14 protein-coding genes are annotated in these 20,240 nt (G+C 45.7%); 8 read left to right on the top strand and 6 right to left on the bottom strand.

The genetic code is table 11. The features are described 5' to 3' along the window. Positions 1-5 precede the first annotated feature (5 nt). The 5 genes from PGRAT_RS22665 to PGRAT_RS22650 all read left to right on the top strand — a co-directional run bounded on the left by PGRAT_RS22665 (position 6) and on the right by PGRAT_RS22650 (position 7,098). The gene (locus PGRAT_RS22665; protein ID WP_025705922.1) at positions 6-1,082 is read left to right on the top strand and encodes a family 43 glycosylhydrolase; all 1,077 of its coding nucleotides are present in this window, start codon (positions 6-8) and stop codon (positions 1,080-1,082) included. Beyond that, positions 1,075-2,658: a glycoside hydrolase family 43 protein gene (locus PGRAT_RS22660; RefSeq protein ID WP_025705921.1), complete on the top strand. Its 1,584-nt coding sequence runs from the start codon at positions 1,075-1,077 to the stop codon at positions 2,656-2,658. The genes PGRAT_RS22665 and PGRAT_RS22660 overlap by 8 nt, the downstream gene beginning before the upstream one ends. A 47-nt stretch (positions 2,659-2,705) precedes the next feature. Continuing rightward, positions 2,706-5,114 (top strand): alpha-L-rhamnosidase-related protein, encoded by a 2,409-nt coding sequence (locus tag PGRAT_RS22655; RefSeq protein ID WP_162165082.1) that lies wholly within the window; start codon positions 2,706-2,708, stop codon positions 5,112-5,114. Between the two features lie 268 nt (positions 5,115-5,382). Beyond that, positions 5,383-5,490, top strand: a complete 108-nt coding sequence (locus PGRAT_RS34970) for a hypothetical protein (RefSeq protein ID WP_081954763.1) — start codon at positions 5,383-5,385, stop codon at positions 5,488-5,490. Between the two features lie 297 nt (positions 5,491-5,787). Continuing rightward, on the top strand, positions 5,788-7,098 hold the full coding sequence (locus tag PGRAT_RS22650) for a family 43 glycosylhydrolase (RefSeq protein WP_025705919.1): 1,311 nt from the start codon (positions 5,788-5,790) through the stop codon (positions 7,096-7,098). Positions 7,099-7,876: 778 nt separating this feature from the next. Here PGRAT_RS22650 and PGRAT_RS22645 read toward each other — a convergent pair. Continuing rightward, positions 7,877-9,139: a helix-turn-helix domain-containing protein gene (locus PGRAT_RS22645; protein WP_025705918.1), complete on the bottom strand. Its 1,263-nt coding sequence runs from the start codon at positions 9,137-9,139 to the stop codon at positions 7,877-7,879. A gap of 131 nt (positions 9,140-9,270) precedes the next feature. Between PGRAT_RS22645 and PGRAT_RS31810 the strand changes: the two genes are divergently transcribed. After that, entirely contained in the window at positions 9,271-10,122 is an 852-nt protein-coding gene (locus PGRAT_RS31810) for an SDR family NAD(P)-dependent oxidoreductase (RefSeq protein ID WP_025705917.1), read from the top strand. Positions 10,123-10,360: 238 nt separating this feature from the next. Here PGRAT_RS31810 and PGRAT_RS22635 read toward each other — a convergent pair whose 3' ends face one another. Further along, entirely contained in the window at positions 10,361-12,556 is a 2,196-nt protein-coding gene (locus PGRAT_RS22635) for an alpha-galactosidase (RefSeq protein ID WP_025705916.1), read from the bottom strand. A gap of 174 nt (positions 12,557-12,730) precedes the next feature. Between PGRAT_RS22635 and PGRAT_RS22630 the strand changes: the two genes are divergently transcribed. Further along, positions 12,731-13,594: an AraC family transcriptional regulator gene (locus PGRAT_RS22630; protein WP_025705915.1), complete on the top strand. Its 864-nt coding sequence runs from the start codon at positions 12,731-12,733 to the stop codon at positions 13,592-13,594. Between the two features lie 77 nt (positions 13,595-13,671). Here the strand turns inward: PGRAT_RS22630 and PGRAT_RS22625 are convergent, their stop codons facing one another. The 4 genes from PGRAT_RS22625 to PGRAT_RS22610 form a co-directional block, all read right to left on the bottom strand. Continuing rightward, positions 13,672-15,801: a Sip1-related alpha-galactosidase gene (locus tag PGRAT_RS22625; RefSeq protein WP_025705914.1), complete on the bottom strand. Its 2,130-nt coding sequence runs from the start codon at positions 15,799-15,801 to the stop codon at positions 13,672-13,674. Positions 15,802-15,803: 2 nt separating this feature from the next. Beyond that, on the bottom strand, positions 15,804-16,631 hold the full coding sequence (locus PGRAT_RS22620) for a carbohydrate ABC transporter permease (protein ID WP_155990405.1): 828 nt from the start codon (positions 16,629-16,631) through the stop codon (positions 15,804-15,806). Then, a complete protein-coding gene (locus tag PGRAT_RS22615) occupies positions 16,631-17,515 on the bottom strand; it encodes a carbohydrate ABC transporter permease (protein WP_025705912.1) in 885 nt (294 codons plus the stop codon). The genes PGRAT_RS22620 and PGRAT_RS22615 overlap by 1 nt, the downstream gene beginning before the upstream one ends. Before the next feature lie 77 nt (positions 17,516-17,592). Then, positions 17,593-18,897, bottom strand: coding sequence for an ABC transporter substrate-binding protein (locus PGRAT_RS22610; RefSeq protein WP_036705106.1), 1,305 nt, complete (start codon positions 18,895-18,897; stop codon positions 17,593-17,595). On the opposite strand from PGRAT_RS22610, the gene PGRAT_RS22605 reads away from it, so the two are divergent. Beyond that, positions 18,830-20,185, top strand: coding sequence for an extracellular solute-binding protein (locus tag PGRAT_RS22605; protein ID WP_155990404.1), 1,356 nt, complete (start codon positions 18,830-18,832; stop codon positions 20,183-20,185). The genes PGRAT_RS22610 and PGRAT_RS22605 overlap by 68 nt on opposite strands. The last annotated feature ends 55 nt before the right edge of the window (positions 20,186-20,240 follow it).

Raw genomic sequence — 20,240 nt, 5'->3', positions numbered from 1 at the left:
ATAAAATGCAATACAATTCTGTTAGACCCGGACAAGTATGGCTGGATACGGAGGGTAAACGAATTCAGGCGCATGGAGGTTCAATTATTACCGTTGGAGACACATTTTATTGGTATGGTGAGAACAAGGAAAAAACTAAACCAGGCACTGGAATTTGGCATTGGGGTGTACGATGTTATGCATCTCAGGATTTATATAACTGGGAAGACAAAGGGGTCATAATTTTACCTGAGGAAAAGGATGAGAGTTCTCCTCTGCACTTTTCTCAATATATGGACAGACCGCATATAATTTTTAATCAAGCAACTGGTAAGTTTGTATGCTGGATTAAAGTTATGAAAAAAGACGGCACGCAGAAGTCCACAGTGTTGACTGCCGACCATATTCTCGGACCTTACACAATGGTTCAAGGCAATCTTCGTCCGCTAAATATGAGTGCCGGAGATTTTGATCTGACGGTCTCGCCTGATGGCAAAGCATATTATTGTTTTGAGCGGGTTCACAGCGAACTTATCTGTGCCGATTTGACTGACGATTATACAAATGTGACAGGATATTATTCTACGCATTTTCCCAATATACAACCGCCTTATGTACGTGAAGCCCCGGCCTATTTCTTCAGAAAGGGACAGCATTACTTGTTTACTTCTGGAACAACAGGCTATCATCCTAACCCTTCAGAAGTGGCAAAGGCCAAAACGTTCCACGGTCCTTGGGAAGTACTAGGGGACCCCCATCCAGAGGATGTCTCCAGAACTTCTTATAACTCGCAGATTACTTCGGTATTTAAACATCCATTTAAGAAGGATCTGTACATTGCTTTAGCAGATAGATGGATGCCGAATCTTCCCGAGTTGGCGGGAGAAGACCATGCGAACGGAGAGGGATACCGGAAATCTGCAGAAATTTACCAGGCGATTTTCGATCCTGATACCGATTTTGTTATGGAAGAGACTCACTATTCACTTTTGATAGATATTAATACTTCTAAAGCGGACTATGTATGGCTTCCTGTACGCTTTGATGGAGAGATGGCTTACTTGGATTGGAAAGATGAATGGAAAGTGGAGGATTATGAATAATTTCATTACTAATCCTATACTGCCGGGATTCAACCCAGATCCCTCGATTCTTCGGGTTGGAGAAGACTTTTATATTGCAACTTCAACCTTTGAATGGTTTCCCGGAGTACAGATTCATCATTCCAGGGATCTGATCCACTGGCAGCTCATCGCCCGCCCTTTAAATAGCGTGTCTCACCTCGATATGAGGGGGAACCCCTGTTCCGGAGGGGTGTGGGCCCCCTGCTTAAGTTACTCCGAGGGTGTATTTTACTTAATTTATACAGATGCAAAATCAGTGGATGGTTGGGGGTTCAAGGATACGCACAATTATCTTGTGACGGCCACGGATTTGACTGGGAAATGGTCTGAGCCTATATACCTGAACAGCAGCGGATTTGATCCTTCATTATTTCACGATGATGACGGCAGAAAATGGCTCGTCAACATGCTGTGGGATTACCGTTCGGTGAGGAATCTGTTTGCAGGAATTGTTCTTCAGGAATATTCCATGAAGGAGAAAAAGCTCGTGGGCAATCCGGTGAATATTTTTATGGGATCAGAGCTAGGCATAACGGAAGGGCCTCATCTTTACAAGCATAATGGTTATTACTATCTGATGACTGCGGAAGGGGGGACTGGGTTGCATCATGCGGTTACAATGGCACGTTCCATCAATATCGAAGGCCCGTATGAACTGGATCCGGCCAATCCCATACTGACTTCCAGGCATGATCCGACATTACTTCTTCAGAAAGCAGGGCATGCTAGCCTTGTGGATACTCCGAGTGGAGAATGGTATATAGTTCATCTTTGCGGCAGGCCGATTCCTGCAACCGGGAGATGTATTTTGGGCAGGGAGACAGCCATTCAAAAAATGATATGGACTGAAGAAGGCTGGTTTAGGCTCGAGCATGGGGGACGGGAGCCTCAAGTAAAAGTGCAGGCTCCAGCTCTGTCTGAGCATAAATGGGAACCGAGCGCCACGAGAGATCACTTTGCCTCAGTGAAGTTAGACATGCAGTTTGCTACGCTAAGAATTCCTTTAGGCGAGGATATGATGTCGTTAAAAGAGCGGCCGGGATATCTTAGATTAAAAGGAAAAGAATCATTGATATCCACTCACAGGCAAAGCCTGGTGGCTAGAAGGCAGCAAGCATTTCGTTACACCGCATCCACCTTCATGGAATTTGAACCCGACAACTTTCAGCAAATGGCCGGTCTTGTATGTTATTACAATAGACAGAATTTCTATTATTTGAGGGTAAGCCATGATGAGCATTTGGGAAAATGCCTCGGTATCATCTCTGCACAAAATATGGCGTTCAATTTACCCATTCCGGATATTGGAATTGACGGATGGAAGCATATCTTCCTCCGGGCAGCAATCGACTATGATCAATTGCAGTTTTATTATGCCAAAAATGAAGAAGATTGGATTCCGATTGGTCCGGTGATGGATGCAAGCACATTGTCCGATGAATTCTGTGATGGAATGACCTTTACCGGCGCCTTTGTCGGTCTTTGCTGCCAAGATATGAGCGGAGGCGGCAAGCATGCCGATTTCGATTGGTTTGAGTATGTGGAATATGAATAATCTTGATAGTTCAATAATTTAAAATAGAAATAGGAGGCGAAATGTTCATGACAGAGACATCCAGCAAGCTCAGTGGAGCATATTGGATTAAACCTCCCTGGAATGCCTATGAAAAAAAAGGACTTGATCCGGATGTAAAAGAAAATCGCTTTGTTTATTACCGTTACACCGTTCATCTTGACACCCCTGGTTCACTCGAACTTTCAATTAGTGCCAACAGTCGCTATCGACTTTGGGTTAACGGTGAACCAGTCGTATCGGGTCCTTGCAAAGGGGACCGCTGGCGACATTATTACGAGACACTGGATGTAAGTTCCTACCTTCGGCCCGGACTTAATATCTTCGCTGTTCAAGTATGGTCATTAAATACGTATCTAGTTAATGACCCACTGAAGGCCAATCAGCCTATATACTCTATTTCGTCTTTACCGATCGGTCCAAGACTGGCGGTAAGAGGAGTTTGTATAAACGCTCAAGGTGAAGTGCTGGCAGATTTGACAACCGGCTTTGCCGATTGGCAAGCAGCTGTGGATGATGCTATTACTGTTCATTCAGACAATCAATATACCATTTATATGGGAGCCATTGCCGAACGTGTTAAGGGAGCACTACTACCACGCAGATGGAAAGAGGAGGCTGAGCCGGAGGGGGGGTGGTACCAGGCGGAAAAGAGCGACCCTTGTCTGAGTATTGGCGATCCGTATCCACATTTTATCGTACCGACCCTTCCTCTTGTTTCACGTCCAATTCCGTTGTTGTATGAGAGACAGCGGGAGTTTGTCCGTGAGATGCCTATCCGTCAGAATGATCTTGATTCGTTTAGCTTTTATAGCTCTGTTGATGCCAACTATGAGGTCAATCTTCCGCCTCACAGCAATCTGGTTATAGAACTGGATGCCGGAGAGCTGGTTACCGGGTACCCCCTTTATTACATTGATCAAGGAAAAGGAGCCAAGGTTACTTTCCGCTATGCAGAGCGTTATTTTGAACCGGGTAACGTGAAGAACAGTACCGTCCGGGACGATGCTTATAACGGCGTCATTATGGGATTTGAAGATATTTATTATCCGTCCGGCCAAGCTGAACTTTACGAGCCATTCTGGCTTAGAACCTTCCGTTTTATTCGGATTGAAGTGCAGACGGGGGAGTCGCCAATACTTCTTCGGCGCCCCCGATATTTGGAAAGTGCCTACCCGTTGCAGGCTAAATCTTCTGTTGCATCACCTGCAGACTGGGTTGAACCTCTTTACAATGTCAGTTTGAGAACCTTGCAGTTCTGTATGCATGAGACCTACGAAGACTGCCCTTATTATGAACAAATGCAGTTTATTATGGATACGAGGCTCCAGGCACTATTTACATATAGCGTCGGAGGCGACATTGGTCTTGCCCGAAAAGCATTAGAGGACTTTCACTGTTCTCTTTTACCGGAAGGAATTACACAGAACCGTTTCCCGAGCACGATGGTTCAGATCATTCCTTCGTTTTCTTTACATTATATTTTCATGCTTCATGATTATTATCAGCAGACGGGGGATACAGAGCTTGTTAAACGCTACCGCCCTACAGTTGATGCCATCCTTGACTGGTTTGAACGCAAGGTAGGCAATACAGGCTTGGTGGAACGCATTGGTTACTGGGAATATATCGATTGGGTCACAGAATGGGAAGCTGGTGAGCCTGCAGCTTCTAAAGAAGGACCATCCACGGTCCATAATTTGGTTTATGTAAGTGCCTTACAGGTTGCAGCACAACTAAGTATTGTGACCGGACGCAGTCAGGTCGGAGAAGAGTACGAGCTGCGCGCGCGCGGAATTCTTCAATCCATTGAGCGGCTTTGTTGGTCTGAACAACAGGGAATGTACTGCGAAGGTCCGGCATTCGAACAATACAGCCAGCATGCCCAGCTATGGGCAGTACTTACCGGACTTTCCACAGGCGAGAAGGCGAAGCGCGTGATGAACAATGCGCTTGATAAACCAGAAGTGTTGAAGTGCTCTTTCTCAATGGCATTTTTCCTGTTCCGTGCTCTTGAAAAGGCTGGAATGTATGAACGAACAGTTGAACTTATGAACCAATGGATTGAACTGCTGCCGCTTAATCTTACAACTCTTCCGGAGACACCTACGGAGTCTCGGAGTGATTGCCATGCGTGGAGCGCGCTGCCCCTGTATGAACTTACTCACTGCATCCTTGGCGTGAAAAGTCTTAAACCAGGATGGTGCGAGGTCCTGATTGAGCCGCATACGCTGAATCTTCCGGAAATGAAGGGAGAGATTTCTACTCCAGCAGGAATTATATCAGTGAATTGGAAAAAGACCGATAAGGCTTTTTACATAGCCGGTAATGTGCCTGATGGAATTGCGCTTACGGTTCGATGGAATGGTGTGATCGATGTTAATTATCCAAATGGCGGTTCATTTAATGAGTCCGTAAATTGTGATACATCGCTATAAAAATCACTAAAGTAGGTACTGGTGAGGCAGCTAGAAATAAGAAAACGTATAACAAGGAACGTTACTGTAATTGAAACTTGTGCTGCCAAAAGAGTGTCCGTTAGCTAGTAATTAATGAGACAAAGCATAGAAACCTGGAAAATAGGAGGCCAGAAACACAATGAAGGAAATCGATTAGGTTCGAGAATTTGAGCTGGGCGTCTTATGAGTATGGACTTAAGGTTATCCTTGGCACTCCCCCTTAACGCAATACGTTGCACAGGGCGGCATGTTATTGTACGGTGCGCGTACCGGATACAAGAATCCGCACAGCCATTGTTACATGCGTCCGGTTCCGGCGCTAACGAGACGCGCAATAGGGAAGGGCCAAGTATGATATTTCGGCGTCGCCTTCAGCGAACGATGCGCTCATTGGAGAACTGGGACTTGTGTCTCCCGCTGCCGACTGGTTAGATGCGCCGGCCGAAGTGGAATTGAGGATGTGTTCTTCAAACGGAACGAGCTATGCGTTTTTATTGAATTATTCAGATCACCCGGCGATGATTCGCTTTAAGAAGGAACTGAAGGAGTCACTTGATGAGCAAATTTAAATTTTTCATTCTTAACGTCATTTGACGATGGCGGAAGAGCTTTATATTCGTTCAAATTCATACAATTAAAAGGAGGTTGTTCCTTGAATCCAATATTACCTGTGCAGTATTTTGTTCCGGATGCAGAGGCTCGACAATGGAAAGATGGGAGAATGTATATCTACGGTTCCTATGACCTCAGTGGTGATACATTCTGGTGCAGCAACGAATACAGTGTATTTTCTTCGGCAGATTTGGTGAACTGGCAGAAGGATGGTGTCAGTTTCACATCGGAAGACGTGCCATGGCACACAGGGATTACCCCGCTCCCGCTCTACGCGCCAGATTGCATCTATAAAGACGGACGCTACTATTTGTATTTCTGCTCTGCGGATAATAGTGAAGGGGTTGCCGTCAGCGATACACCATACGGGCCTTTCAGAGATGCGGTGCCCGTAGACGGACCGCACGGGGATGCAATCGACCCGGCCGTTTTTGTCGATGATGATGGGCAAGCATATATCTATTGGGGACAATTCAAATGCCGCGGCGCAAGGCTGAAGCCTGATATGAAATCAATCGATCCTGCCACCTTGAATACAAGCCTGATCAACGAAGAAGAGCATGGCTTTCACGAAGGAGCCTCCCTACGCAAGCGGAACGAGATTTATTATTTAGTCTATACCGATATTAGTCGAGGGAGAGCAACATGCATCGGATATGCGACCAGTATGACCCCGCTCGGTCCGTTCAAGAAGAGAGGCATTATTATCGATAACGATGGATGTGATTCAGAAACGTGGAATAACCATGGGTCGATTGCGGAATTCAACGGGAATTGGTACGTCTTCTATCATCGATCCTCTCAAGCTAGCCGTTACAACCGCCGCGTTTGTATAGAGCCGATCTTCTTCAGTGATAACGGCAGCATTAATGAGGTCGAGATGACCACTCAAGGTGTGTCGGCACCGCTCGACGCGGGAAGTCGAGTGGAAGCCTGGCGTGCGTGTCTGCTGTCGGGTAAGGTTCGCACGGAGCCTGTTGACAAAGGTCTTGAAGCGGGAGAAGAACGCTATCGCGAGCATCTGGCTTTCATTGAGAACGAAAATTGGGCGGCATACAAATATATCGATTTCGGCCTCGGTAAAACCTCATTCGAAGCATTGGTGGCCAGCGCCGTCTATGGAGGTGAAATTGAAATTGTGCTCGATTCTCCAGAGGGTACGTGGATCGGTTCTTGCAAGATCGGCTGTACTGGAGGCTGGCATGTCTGGGAGAATGTATCATGCATGATTAAACCTACTTCAGGCATTCATGCGGTTTTTCTGATCTTTAAAGGCCGCCCAAATGGAAGATTGTTTAATCTGGAGAGCTTTTGGTTCGGGGACAACCGGCGTACTGAGGAGACGAAGTAAAATTCACAAAGGGAAGTTCAAAACCCGAATTGAGTACCATACACGTATTCGTCCCTCTTAATATACTTATTTCAAGAGATCTCATACATTGACTGGTGCAAGTCAAATTTTAAAACTTCATATATACAGTAATTCAGCCTGTTGTCAAAATGACAGTGGACTGATTCGACCGAATTGGTGTTGTTACCGGCCAGACCGTTATTTTTACTGCGAAGTCCAGTTTATCCAAAAATAGCAATATTGTGGGCGTCGATTGGAATTTTCTTGTAATCGCGATTTCGCTGTATCGCCCTACGGAAGATCCGGTCAGATAGTAATATCGTAACATTCACTTACAAAACGCCCGGTACCTATTTCCCGGCGTTGCAAGCGACCTTCGACCGTTAAGGTGATAAGGCCTCGTCTTTTGCGAAAGTTCAAAACCTGAGGAGTGTTCGTGTAGTAGTCCATTAAGCACAAAATACAGCGGCAGTCCGGCATCAACCCGGACACGCCGCTTTTTTCATGGGGAATAGTTAGAAAAGCATTTTATAAAATGAGAGTAGAGTCGACTCTGATTACGAAGGAAGATTTTAACAATGTTTTATCATTCTCCTGAAGGTTTTCTATGGAGGAATCAAGTCGTGGAGCCGGAGAGACAGACCTATTCATTGTTGCAACTTCACAACACATCCGGCTGCAAGGATGTGTTGTGATTATCAGGGAGAAGTTGAAGATCGAGAGAAAAATAATGGTTCGATAATAATAGGGCTTCAGACTTACATAATTTGGCGAGTTGTTACCACGGGAATTGAACACTGCCCGCGCGAATCCCGTTCCTGTACTGCTTAGGCGTTACTCCTGTGTGTTTTTTGAAGACTTTAATAAAATGCGACTGATCATAAAAGGTGAGCCGCGCTCCGATGGTTAAAATCGGCGCATTGGAATGGGCGAGCAGCTTTTTTGCCTCTTCGATTCGTTCCCATTGGATATAGTTCATTAATGTCAATCCAGTTTCCTTCTTGAATAACTGCGACAGATATTCGGGGTTAAGCCCAGAGAGTTCCGAAAGCTGTTGCAGACTAATTTCTTCGAACAGATGACGGTAAATGTATTCCTTGCAAACATAAACCGGTTTGGAGACGCTGTTCTTGCGGCATTGGGCGACACGGTCGGCGAAATCCAGCATCGCTTGGATGGCGGCGGCCTCTACCGTTTTGCCCTCGTTAAGTTCTTCTATATGTTGAATATGTATATTGCAGAGCGTAAAGGCTAATTCCTCATACAAACCTCCTTCAATTGCCGCAAGCATGCTTATGGAGACTCCGCTTATCGCTAGGTTCTTTACGCTGCGAAGATGGCTACGCTTAGAGAGTGCTTCGGTTTCTTCGTAAGTGGTTTCGGCTAACTTCTTCATAAGCTCGTTTTTATTCCCGCTGCGGATTAAAGCTAGCATTTGGTTTGCCTTTCCAATCTCCTCATAAAAGATGGGGAATTCGCGGCGGTCCGCCAGAGCAAGCTCTACTATCTCCTTCTGGCGAACTGGAAGTTCATATTGCAAGCTGGATTGAAGCACATCCGTAATATCCAATGCTTCCCGGTGAATTATCCAGTTGGCCAATACGCCGATATGCAACATTCGTAGCCGGTTCATGACTGGAAGGCGGTTCCAATATTCCTTCCAGCTTGTCCGTTCTGTGTGAAATAAGCTGTAATCGTTTAAGAGATTGCCGCAAATCTCGTCATTCAGCTTTTGCCGGATGGCCGGGCCGATGACAATGATGGATTGTCCGTGGCCGTTATGTTTTAACGGTAGAACGATAAATTGCTCCATGAAATTGGTTTCGCTGAGAATTGGACCATGCCAATCTGTTCCCTGACTTATCACAGAACGGAAAAGCTCAGCCGAATCTGAAAAGAAGGGATGTGGGGAAAGGCTGGAGTTTAAAATCATTTCCTCTTCAAAGTCTGCATTCGACGTGCAATAAACCGGAAGCTGCAAACTTTCATGTAGCTGTTTACACAGATAAGCCAAATCGGGAATATCATTCGTTGTGAACATTGTAAATCCCTCGATTTTATATGATTTTTATATGTATTATACCATATTTCCTGAAAGACCTCTGCCATACTAAAAAGGCATTAGGGCTATTTCATAGCCGATAATATCAAAATAAGGGAGTTAGTGTACAAATGGAAAATAATGTATTTCTAAGTTTGACTTCGAAATATGTAACTGAGGCAGGCCCGATGTCTGATTTACTCGATCTGACCGGCAAAGTCGCTGTTGTAACAGGTGGTGCAGGTAGCCTGGGGTTTCTGGTGGCTAACCGTCTTTCAGAAGCAGGTGCCGCAATCGTATTGACAGATATCGACGAGGAGTGTGGTGCTTTTGCATTGGAAGCTTTCACTACCATAGGAAGGGAAAATATTAAATTCATAAAGGCCGATATCAGGAATTCAGAGGAAATGGATGCCGTTATGAATTTTGCTGTTGAACAGTTTGGCAGACTTGATATATGTGTTAATAGTGCAGCATACTGGAGTTACTTCCCCTCCCTTGAGCTAACAGATGAAGAGTGGAAATACACCATTGATACAGTTTTAACAGGCACGTTCAATACTTGTCGCAGTGCCGCAAAAGTCATGAAGCAACTTGGCAATGGAGGTAAAATTGTCCCCATTGGATCTGATGCTGCCGTGAATTGTGAACCTCCGCTTGGTATTCTCAATCACTATGCCGCCGCAAAAGCCGGTGCCATGGGTTTTTCCAGATCCTTTGCCCGTGAGGTTAAGCAGTATGGTATCAATGTAAACATGGTATTGCCTGGAGCAATGAACACCATTGGTGCAAATTATCTAAATTATAAAGGCATGGATAACAAAGAAACTCGCGCTAAAATGGCGTATATTAAAATGCCGATGAGTACAACTCCAGACGATGTAGCACGCGTTATCTTCATGCTGTGCACAAGAATAGCAGATTTCATGTATGGGGCAAGTATACTTGTAGACGGTGGAGCCCATATAAATATCAGTGAATGAAATTGGAGAAATTGTGTGAAAAGTCGATCTGTTCGTGTACACGCCGTTTTGAGATTCGCGGACACGTCGTTTCATGAGTGACAGGCGATGTCCCGTTGCTCCGCGTTCATTTGAAATAATGATATAACCTGGATAATCACGTCAAAACGGCGTTGGGACGCAGCCAGCGGGGCATGAAATCTTATGATTTCATGCCCCGCTTTCTGTGGTTTTCCTAATTTTTAGGCTTTAACACAGCTCATTGCGCGCCGGTCTTGCTGAACCGCCAGAATAGGCTGATGAAATCGCCATTAATTCTGGGAAGCGTCAGTCCGGCGAACATCAGCTCGTCACCTCCATATACTTTTCCGGTTTCGTGATGGCGATATAAGTAATCCGGATTCAATCCTTTGCATTTCAGAATGGGAACCCCTTCCCCCGGCTGGCTCAGCACTCGAAAGAAAGCAAGTATTGCTTCGCTTTTGTCATCAGAAACAAAGGACCAGGCGGCATCATTTCCCTCGAACGGACTTGAAATCCGATAAAATTCCCCGAATTGGATAAGGGGGCGAATGTCTTTATATAGCGCAACTTGAGACTTGACCGTTAGCTTTTCCTCTGGCGACATCGTGGTGAGATCCAGCTCGTAGCCAAAGTTTCCCGACATCGCGACATGTCCCCTTGTGTCAAGAGGAGTAATCCGGTTGACTTGATGATTCGGCACACCTGAAACATGAGCGCCCATAGACACGGTTGGATAGACCATGCTGTTACCGTACTGGATTTTTAGTCGGCTGATCGCGTCCGTATTGTCACTAGCCCACGTTTGCGGCATGTAATAGAGCATGCCAGGATCATAGCGCCCTCCTCCGCTCGAACAGCTCTCGAATAGTACGTCCGGGAAGGCGGAAGTGAGCTGATCCAGTACACTGTACAGGCCGAGGATATAACGGTGTCCCGTTTCGCGCTGGCGTTCTGGCGGGAGCAGGGCCGAGCCAATCTCGGTCAGGTGACGGTTCATATCCCATTTGACATAGGTAATAGGCGCGGAAGACAGAATATCGGACAGTGCTCCAACAATATAGTCGCATACATCCTGCCGCGACAGATCGAGCACAAGCTGATTCCGCCCCACTGTGCGGGGACGATCCGCCACATGAAGACACCAGTCGGGATGGCGTCGGTAGAGTTCGCTGTCCGGTGAGACCATCTCCGGTTCGAACCACAGACCGAACTGCATGCCCATTCCGGTTATACGCCGGGCAAGATTGTCCAGCCCCTCCGGAAGCTTGCGGTGGTCAACGGTCCAGTCGCCTAAGGAACTCAGATCATTATCCCGCTTGCCGAACCAACCATCGTCTAGGACAAAGAGCTCCATACCAAGTTCCTTCCCTTCACGGGCAATCGCTTCGATCTTGTCGGCATTGAAGTCAAAATAGGTGGCTTCCCAGTTATTGATTAATATTGGGCGTTCGGCGTCACGAAATTTGCCGCGACTGAGCCGGGTGCGATACAGCGAATTAAAGATACGGGACATCCCGCCCAAGCCTTGTGCCGAATACACCATAATGGTCTCGGGTGTTTGAAAGCTTTCCCCGGGAGTCAGCTTCCAGGAGAAGCCAAACGGATTGATCCCTATCGAAACCCGGGTCGTCCCATATTGTTGAACCTCCGCCTGGGCGATGAAATTCCCGCTGTAAACGAGGCTGAGCGCGTACACCTCACCATTGTCTTCATCAGCGCCAGGACGAAGCAGAGCTAGAAACGGATTTTGCTGGGGACTGCTGGCTCCCCGCCGGCTTTCCGCACTCTGAATACCTGGCATCAGGGGTCTGCGTGCGATATTTCGTTCATTGGTATGCGCCCCGTAGAAGGTCAACATATCATACTCGTCATCTCTGAAATCGATGCTGGCGCTAAATGCGCGGAGAAGGGTCAGATTGTCGGAGCCGGTATGGTCGAAGCGAACCGATCGCGCCATAGCGTCATATTTGTTGAAGACAGTGTAAATCAAGGTAGCTCTAAGACCGGTCAGAGCATCTTCGAGCACAAGCTCCAGCGTATCCGCTTCCTGCTCCCCCTCGATGTAAGTGGCAGGAAGACCTGGGAGCTTTGGCTTGCCGGCAAATATCCGATGAGTCTGGTAACGGAAATCGCAGATTTCGGATCCGGTAGACTGGGCGACCTGATAGGCGGGTATGCCGAAATCACCGTTCCCGTAGCCCGGATACTCCTGCGGAAGGTTGTCTAAGGAGAACTTTCGGTCGGCAGGGTCGGGATTCGGAGAAAAACCACGGTCAATGAAATCAAAAGGTACAGAATCCCGATAGGAGGCGATTCGCCGTCCCCAGTATAAATGCCCCAGATAGCCGTCACGGACAATCTGAATGCAGTAACTGGAACCAGGGGTCTGCAGATGGAATACACGGCTTTTCTCGTCAAAATGAATGCTCATAAGTGAAATCGTGCTCCTTTTAATGTTACAATGTAGTAAGCCTATGAAATAACTGATTGTAGAAAACAACCCTTCTTCATTAGCTTATAGGTGAAGGAGAAACGAAACAAGAGTAACTTTGTGAGGGTGGGAGGGTAAAATATTGCTGTGAGTCACGAGGGGGAAAGTAAAGGGATGCAGTCCTCGGTATCTTTTCACTATATAACACCAATGCCATATATTTTATTAAAAGGTGCCGGATATGAGATGATTACTTCACATGATTATATCTGGGATGGGCGGAACCGTACCGGAGACCATTGTGTACTTCAGTATACATTGGATGGTCGCGGTGAGATCGAAACGGGGGGGAGAAAACATTCTCTTGGGCCGGGGGATGCCTTTCTTGCTGATGTTCCTGGCAACCATATCTACCGTCTCCCGTCTGATTCTCCCAGATGGGAAGTGCTATACTTCGAACTGTCACACTTAGCGTTGCATCTTCTGCAGGAATGGATTGATATTAACGGCTACATTTTCCGGATTGAACAGGGGTCAGAATTGGAGCGCCTCCTGTGGATGACTTATCGGGAGGCAATTGAGGATAGTTATCTCGATATGTATCAGTGTTCTAGGGCTGCGTACTCATTAGCAATGTCTCTTGCCAGTCATCTTGTCACGCTTGCTAGCAGTATCCCATTGCCTCCGTTTGTAGAACGGTGTAAAACCTTTATTGACAGCAATCTGCATCGGAATATTGGCCTAAAAGACATGGCCGAGGTCTCTGGCTGTTCGAAGTACCATCTCACCCGAGAGTTTGAGCACAAGCTTGGCCTCTCTCCCGGTCGCTATTTAACTCGAATGAGGTTGGAAAGAGCGGCTGCTCTGCTGCTGGAGCCCGCAAATCTGACGCTTGAGCAGGTGGCTGAGCAATCTGGTTTCGCTAATGCGAATTATTTCGGCAAAGTGTTCCGGAAGTATACAGGAATGGCTCCAGGTGAATTTCGTAAGGAGGGCGATTTGTACCTAATTCGGCGGGTGATCCGGAGTGGTCAATAAAAACGGGGTCTTACAAAGAGTAACAGGCTGCCGAGATTTCGGCAGCCTGTTTTGTAGCAGGTTCAAAGAAAGAAAGGTCATGCAAACACGACGTTAATAATTACGGGTTCACTGGACTGGATAGTATCAGTGACAAAAAGATCCCCATCCCGCCGGAATGGAGTTGGTGCTCCATTGACCGTAATTAACGCAGGCTCCTGGCTGGCGCCAAAGCCTAATGTTCCGCCTTCTCTTAGTTGCAGCAAGGCAGAGTTTTCATCAGTAAATAAAATTGTAACCGCTGCGGAGGACAGATACTTATTAAGAAGGCCGATCGGTGTAAACCGGTGGTTCAGAATTGGAATTATCAAGTATAATGCCACTTCGTCTTCCTTAAGTATAAATGGGATGCTCTGACGGTATGAACACTTCAACAGCTTTCGGCTGAAATGCTCATAGAGATAGAATTCTTGATCTTCATTACACAGCACCGGAATCTGGGAAGGGCTGATAGATCCACTTAAAATCCGGTCTTCCTGGTCAATGTTGAATACCCCAACTGCTATAGAGTCTCCGACAGGAGTCCAGACCTTAAGTGGTACCCCATCCTGTTGAGGGTTAACCATCAAAATATCGGAGGTCGGGAGTCCGGGTTGATCGGCTCTCAGCACTTTACCATCATGAAATACAAGTGGAAGAAGATCTTTCGGTTCCGTAGTTCCAGGCTTGTCGCTAAAATAAACCGGACCACCGCTTACGGCCCGAAGTACCCCGTTTTGTGTTGCCTCTTCATGATTGGTCCAGAACATATCCCAATCTCCCCAGTACAGTACATGATGATACAATGAGTTATAGGCATTTTGGAGCGCATGTTCTTTAAAACTAATTTCTTTGCCAGGGACAAAATCATCACTGTTCCGGGATAACGCTGAGGATGGCCGAAACCATATATTTTCCGACTCCATTCCCATGCAATTGATCAATTGCTGATCAAAATGCAATCCGGTAGATGCTTCTAAAGCGGTATGCATCTCATACGCTGAATGGCCATCGGGAATATGGTGGAGCAAAAAACTGTTTATCGACCCCTGGCTGTCGACCTTCACAAAATCCACACCTGAATGGCGCAGACTGCGATGGAAAGCATTCCAGAAACCGAAGCCTTTATCCGCACGGGGATAAGGTATGAAACGGCCTTTTGCGGTTTTATACACAAACTCACCATGATCCTGAATAATCGGGCTGTCTGGATGAATCCCTGCCCAATAACCAAAGAAGGTATGCCATACACCGACCCAGCGGACCCCAAAGTTCGATTTTAACTCTTCAATTAATGGAGTGAGGCCATCGGGGAATTTCGTTTGATCCGCATCAAATGACATCAGGCCCTTTTCTTTCACATCTAACCAGCCATCATCAATCATGATCCAACGCACAGGAATTTGTTTCTCGTTTAATTCTTTGATTTTTTCAATTATACCCGTCGCGTTAACCTCGTCACGGAACGCGTCCCAGGAGCACCAGCCCAAGTATTCCAAAGTATTGGGATAACGTTTGTGTTCTCTAAGTGAAGTAGGGTTACCAATTAAATCAAGTGTAAACTTCATCGTTTCCTGGATTAAGTGATAAGGGTTCTCTCCGTATGAAAGAACGAACAGTGGCGCGGAAATGTCGTCCCGACCACCTACGTTTGTCGAAAGACAAAGATCAAAGCCGTCATTACTGCCTCGTATCTCTGTTTTTTCAGTCAAAGTTACAACAGGTAAACAGTAAGCATAGCGGGAGCCAGACTGCCAGAGAATCGATTGGGTACGCTCTGGCAGATCTCTCACACGGGAAGTGAATGAGGGACGTGTCCACCAGTCGTTAAAGTGGTAAAAACCCAAAATCTTGTCCGTTTTTTGTGGTTGTGGAACCGAAATAACGATGGAATGTCTTGAATTGAAAGATAACTGACGCCAGAATACCTCCTTGGCAGCCAGACTTGCTTCCACAAAGCAGACAACCGTTGAGCCATAATCTATGAGATGAAGGTAGACTAGGATAGAATTGTCTTTGTCTGTATACATACTTGTCTTTTTAATGAAAGCGCCGTGTCCGTCCACCTCTGAAGTTTGGTTCATTTCTTTTAAATCTAAACTTTGTAAAGAGGAGCCTTCATCAGTCGAAACGGACACTTTTAAATTCGTTAAAAATGTAGTGTCTTCTAAATTAATTATTGTTTCCATACCTATTTAACAGCTCCTTCGACGACACCTTTAATAATTTGCTTTTGCATAATGAGGTAGAAGATAATAACAGGAATGATTGCCATAACCAGTGCTGCCATGGCAACTCCATAGTTCGATGTATATTTGCCAAAGAAATAATAGGTCGATAACGGCAACGTTTGTTGTTCTTTCGAAAGTAAAACCAAAGAGGGCAACAAGAAATCATTCCATATCCACAAAACGTCTACAATGGCAATCGTCGTTGAGATCGGTTTTAAAATGGGGAAGATAATTTTCCAGAACACTTGAACCCGCCCGGCTCCATCCATTAATGAGGCTTCCTCCAGGTCTTTTGGAACAGTTTTTATAAAACCGTGGTACATGAAGGTGGCCAGACTGATACCGAATCCAAGGTAAAAGAAGATAAGTGCCCATCTGCTGTTAAGCATGTGAAGATTTCCATACAGCGTGACAAATGGAATCATTATGGACTGAAATGGAATAAGCATCGACGAAACTAACGTAAGCAGTATAATGGAAGATATTTTATTCGACCAACGAACCAGATAATAAGCTAACATAGAAGAAAACACCAAAATAGCCAGAACGGAGACGCAAGTAATAAACAAAGAGTTAGATAATCCGTACGAAAAATTCATTCGGTTGTATGCTTCCGTATAGTTTGAAAAATCAAGCGTTTTAGGAAGAGTTAGAGGATTTCGGATAATCTCTACTCTAGACTTGAAAGAGTTAAGAAGAATCAATAAAAAAGGAAAAATAAAGATAATGAAAAGGATAGACATACCTGCATACCAGCCTGCAGCAATATTTAAGCGTTTATTTCGCATCAGGCGTCTACCTCCAATCTCTTCATGACCCTAACTTGCAGAGTGACGATTAACGATACGATTATAAATAACATGATGGCTTTCGCCTGGCCCGATCCAAAATTCCGGTAAATAAATGCATCGTCATATACATGCATGGCGATGATCTCGGTGGATCGATAAGGCCCGCCTTTTGTTAACGAAAGATTTGTATCATACACCATGAAACTTCGTTGCAGGGTCAAAAATAAACAAATGGTAAAGGAGGAAATCATCATCGGGATTTTGATCCGGAAGAGCTGTTGGAATGAACCTGCTCCATCTAAATTGGCGGCCTCGGAAAGAGACGAAGGAATACTCATCAAACCGGCAATATAAATTAGCATCATATATCCTGCATTTTGCCAAACTCCGACAATTACAAGAGCCCAAAACGCCTTTGTTGTATCTCCTAACCAAGAGTAAGTGAAAATATCTAGGCCCCATGTCTTTCCAAAATAAACGAGTACACGAGCAAATATGAATTGCCATACAAAACCAAGAATGATTCCGCCTACTAGGTTAGGAGTGAAAAAGCCCGCGCGAAAAAAATGCTGCCCCTTTCGGCCTGCTGTTACCAGTAAAGCAAGGAAGAAAGCAACAATATTGGTTAAAATAAGCGTGAAAAATACGTAACGGATGGTGAGCCATAGGGACACCCAAAATTGATTGTCTGAAAATGCAGCTTTATAATTATTAAAACCAATAAATTGAAAGACAGAAGAGGTTCCATTCCAATTAGTTAAGGTCATTATAAAACCGATGATAAATGGAACGATCACCACTGCTGTAAAAACAAATAGCGGAATCAAAGCAAAGATGGAGAATACCGTTATCTTTTTTTTCAAAGTCGTTTCTTTATACAAGGTTACTCCCCCGTTCCCTCCGTGCTGGAGAATGTGAGTGGGATAAGCGAGTCCGCATATCCCACCATCTTAAAGTCTTAGTTAGATCCTTTCTTGATCCAATATGCTTCGAATTCTTTAACTAATTCAGATTTGTTAATTTTATCGGCCAAATATTTTTGCATGGAAGTTCCCATCGCAGGGAAAGCGTCTGCTGGATAATAAGTATTCATCCATTCAAGCGTATTTCCTGATTTCATATAACTAAGAACGGATTGGGAAAGGGAATCTGCGGGTTCCGCAGTAAAATTATCGAAGACAGAAAGGAAATTGAGTTTGTTCACATAATAATCCTGGCCATCTTCAGAAGAGATCATCCAATTTAAAAATTCTTTGGCCGCTTTTTGCTGGTCGGTGGTGGATTGCTCTGCATCTACAACCCAATAAGACGGAACGCCAACAGAGATCTCGGAATTTCCATAGTCTTCGGCGTTATTGCTTATTGGTACAGGGAGAAATCCATATTGGCCTTCGGGATCGAGTTCTTGAATCTGAGGATATGCCCAGTTTCCCATAAACCATAGCCCGACTTGTCCGGTAGCCAAAGCTGTGGGACCATCGTCATAGACAGGGGAAAGAGGAGAGCTTTTGTTAATGTTGTACGCTTTCATAAGATCAAGAGTATTCATCCAACCGGAGAAGACTTTATTCTCGGAGAGGTTGACGGTACCTTTTTTAAGGTCGTCGAGAAATTTATGACGTTGATCTCTGTCTGAAGATTGGTCTGTAAAGAAAATATTGGTATAATGGGCACCCAATGACCAGTCCATGGGAGAAATATGGATCGCTCCTTCAGCTGCACCGGATGAAGTGATATTATCCATCAGCGATTTGAGCTGATCCTGGGTTTTTATTGACGCGGGATCAAAATCCCCGCCACTTGCTTGGTCCAGCACCTTTTTGTTATACATCAAACCGAAGGCCTCAACCGAAACTGGCATGCCTTTGATTTGGCTGCCATCCGTTACATAATCCAAACTGCCTTTCATTACATGCGGAACCCAGGGCTGATCGGACAGGTCCAACAGTTTGTCATGCATAGATTCATATTCTGAACCCATCATAGTGATGGTGGGCGCATTGTTTGAAGCATAAAGGGTTGTCATTTTGTCGAAAGCATTTTGATTACCGAGTGAAATGATAGAAACATTGACTTGATCCTGTGACGTGTTGTAGTGTTCTACCATTTCTTCAAACTGGCTAATGATCTCGGATTTTCCGATAAGTACAGATATCTCTGTAGGACTACCTGCTTTGGCAGGTTCAGCGTTTGGATTGGCTGAAGAAGAGGAGTTTTCTGATCCGCTGCAAGCAGCTAAGCCGGAAGCAAGAAGAGCTGACATTTATCGTGTAAGCGCTTCGCAGCTGCCGAAGTTGATGGAAGCTGGCATGGTCATGGATCTGACCGAGGTGTTTGACAAGTACGCATCCGATCGGGTGAAAAAATACATGGAAATGGACCGTGCCAGCTTTGAATCTGGCATGAAAGATGGCAAATTATACGGTATCCCGCAATTGCACTACGGCTTAATTGATCAGCCGGATTTTGTCTGGATCCGCAACGATTGGAAGGAGGAACTCGGACTCCCGGATCCGCAAACGATAGACGACATTAAGAACATCGCCCTCAAGTTTATGGAAAAACACGGCGGTTATGGAATGGCAGTTGATCAGACGCTCGATACATTAAACACTCTCGCAGTCGCATGGGGGGCTCATCCGGACATATGGGTTCCAGGCAAAGACGGCAAGATCGTCCATGGTTCGACTCAGCCCGCGATGAAGGACGCACTTGCAACATTTGCAGAGTGGTATAAGCTCGGTATTATCGATCCGGACTTTCCGATTAAAGATATGGCAGCAATGAACACCAATGTCATAGCCGGAAAAGTCGGCGTACAACCTCACTACCAGTGGTGGGGCTTTAGTCTGGGCGCGGATGTTGTCACGAACTTGGGTAAGAATGCGATATTTTATCCTTACAACATACCGTCCGCCAATGGCGAAGAAGTGATTCATTCAGTTTCCTTCTTAAACGGGAACTACGTTGTCGTAAACAAGAAAGCTAAGAATCCGGAAGCGGCGATCAAGCTGATTAACTTCTACGCCTATATGATGGACGAAGGATTCAGCAAGGAATCGCCAGAGACTATGGCCGCTTTCGTGAACGATGGCTTGGAGCACGCTTCTCAACCGTTTAAGGTCACAAACCCGAACACGGACTACGAGCAGTTCGTGAAGGTCAGCGAGGCGATGAAGACGAAAGACACGAGCCATTTCACAGCGACCGGTCAGTGGCAGAAGTATAATAACAGTGTCGAGTTTGAGACGAAAGGCACACCAACCGCGGTTGGCGACTACTTGCAGCAAGGCGCGCCGAGGAGCGCATATGGCCTCGCCAAGCCCTTTATCGACAACACTCAGTATATCAAGACCTCGCTTTGGGGAGCACAACCCAAGGAACTTGCCAAATACGGCTCAACGCTGGATGATATTCTGACCGAAGGCTTTACGAAGATCATCATGGGTAAGGAGAGCATCGATTATTTCGATAAGCTCATCCAGGACTGGCGGGAAGCCGGTGGAGACGAAGCGACCGAAGCTGTAAACAAAATGTACGGCAACAAATAACTAACGATTGAGAACCATGCGAAGAGGCGAGGTTACGCTCGCCTCCTGCATATTA

The organism is Paenibacillus graminis (assembly GCF_000758705.1).
In the GTDB taxonomy this organism is placed as follows: Bacteria; Bacillota; Bacilli; order Paenibacillales; family Paenibacillaceae; genus Paenibacillus_AQ; species Paenibacillus_AQ graminis.
The sequence above is the reverse complement of the archived record's forward strand: the minus strand, read 5'-3'. Positions and strand labels throughout refer to the sequence as shown.

Bases quoted from the DNA above. Each gene is read 5' to 3' on its own strand.
- PGRAT_RS22665 (WP_025705922.1), top strand. From the start codon at position 6: ATGCAATACAATTCTGTTAGACCCGGACAAGTATGGCTGGATACGGAG.
- PGRAT_RS22660 (WP_025705921.1), top strand. From the start codon at position 1,075: ATGAATAATTTCATTACTAATCCTATACTGCCGGGATTCAACCCAGAT.
- PGRAT_RS22655 (WP_162165082.1), top strand. From the start codon at position 2,706: ATGACAGAGACATCCAGCAAGCTCAGTGGAGCATATTGGATTAAACCT.
- PGRAT_RS34970 (WP_081954763.1), top strand. From the start codon at position 5,383: ATGTTATTGTACGGTGCGCGTACCGGATACAAGAATCCGCACAGCCAT.
- PGRAT_RS22645 (WP_025705918.1), bottom strand. From the start codon at position 9,139: ATGTTCACAACGAATGATATTCCCGATTTGGCTTATCTGTGTAAACAG.
- PGRAT_RS31810 (WP_025705917.1), top strand. From the start codon at position 9,271: ATGGAAAATAATGTATTTCTAAGTTTGACTTCGAAATATGTAACTGAG.
- PGRAT_RS22635 (WP_025705916.1), bottom strand. From the start codon at position 12,556: ATGAGCATTCATTTTGACGAGAAAAGCCGTGTATTCCATCTGCAGACC.
- PGRAT_RS22630 (WP_025705915.1), top strand. From the start codon at position 12,731: ATGCAGTCCTCGGTATCTTTTCACTATATAACACCAATGCCATATATT.
- PGRAT_RS22625 (WP_025705914.1), bottom strand. From the start codon at position 15,801: ATGGAAACAATAATTAATTTAGAAGACACTACATTTTTAACGAATTTA.
- PGRAT_RS22620 (WP_155990405.1), bottom strand. From the start codon at position 16,631: ATGCGAAATAAACGCTTAAATATTGCTGCAGGCTGGTATGCAGGTATG.
- PGRAT_RS22610 (WP_036705106.1), bottom strand. From the start codon at position 18,897: ATGTCAGCTCTTCTTGCTTCCGGCTTAGCTGCTTGCAGCGGATCAGAA.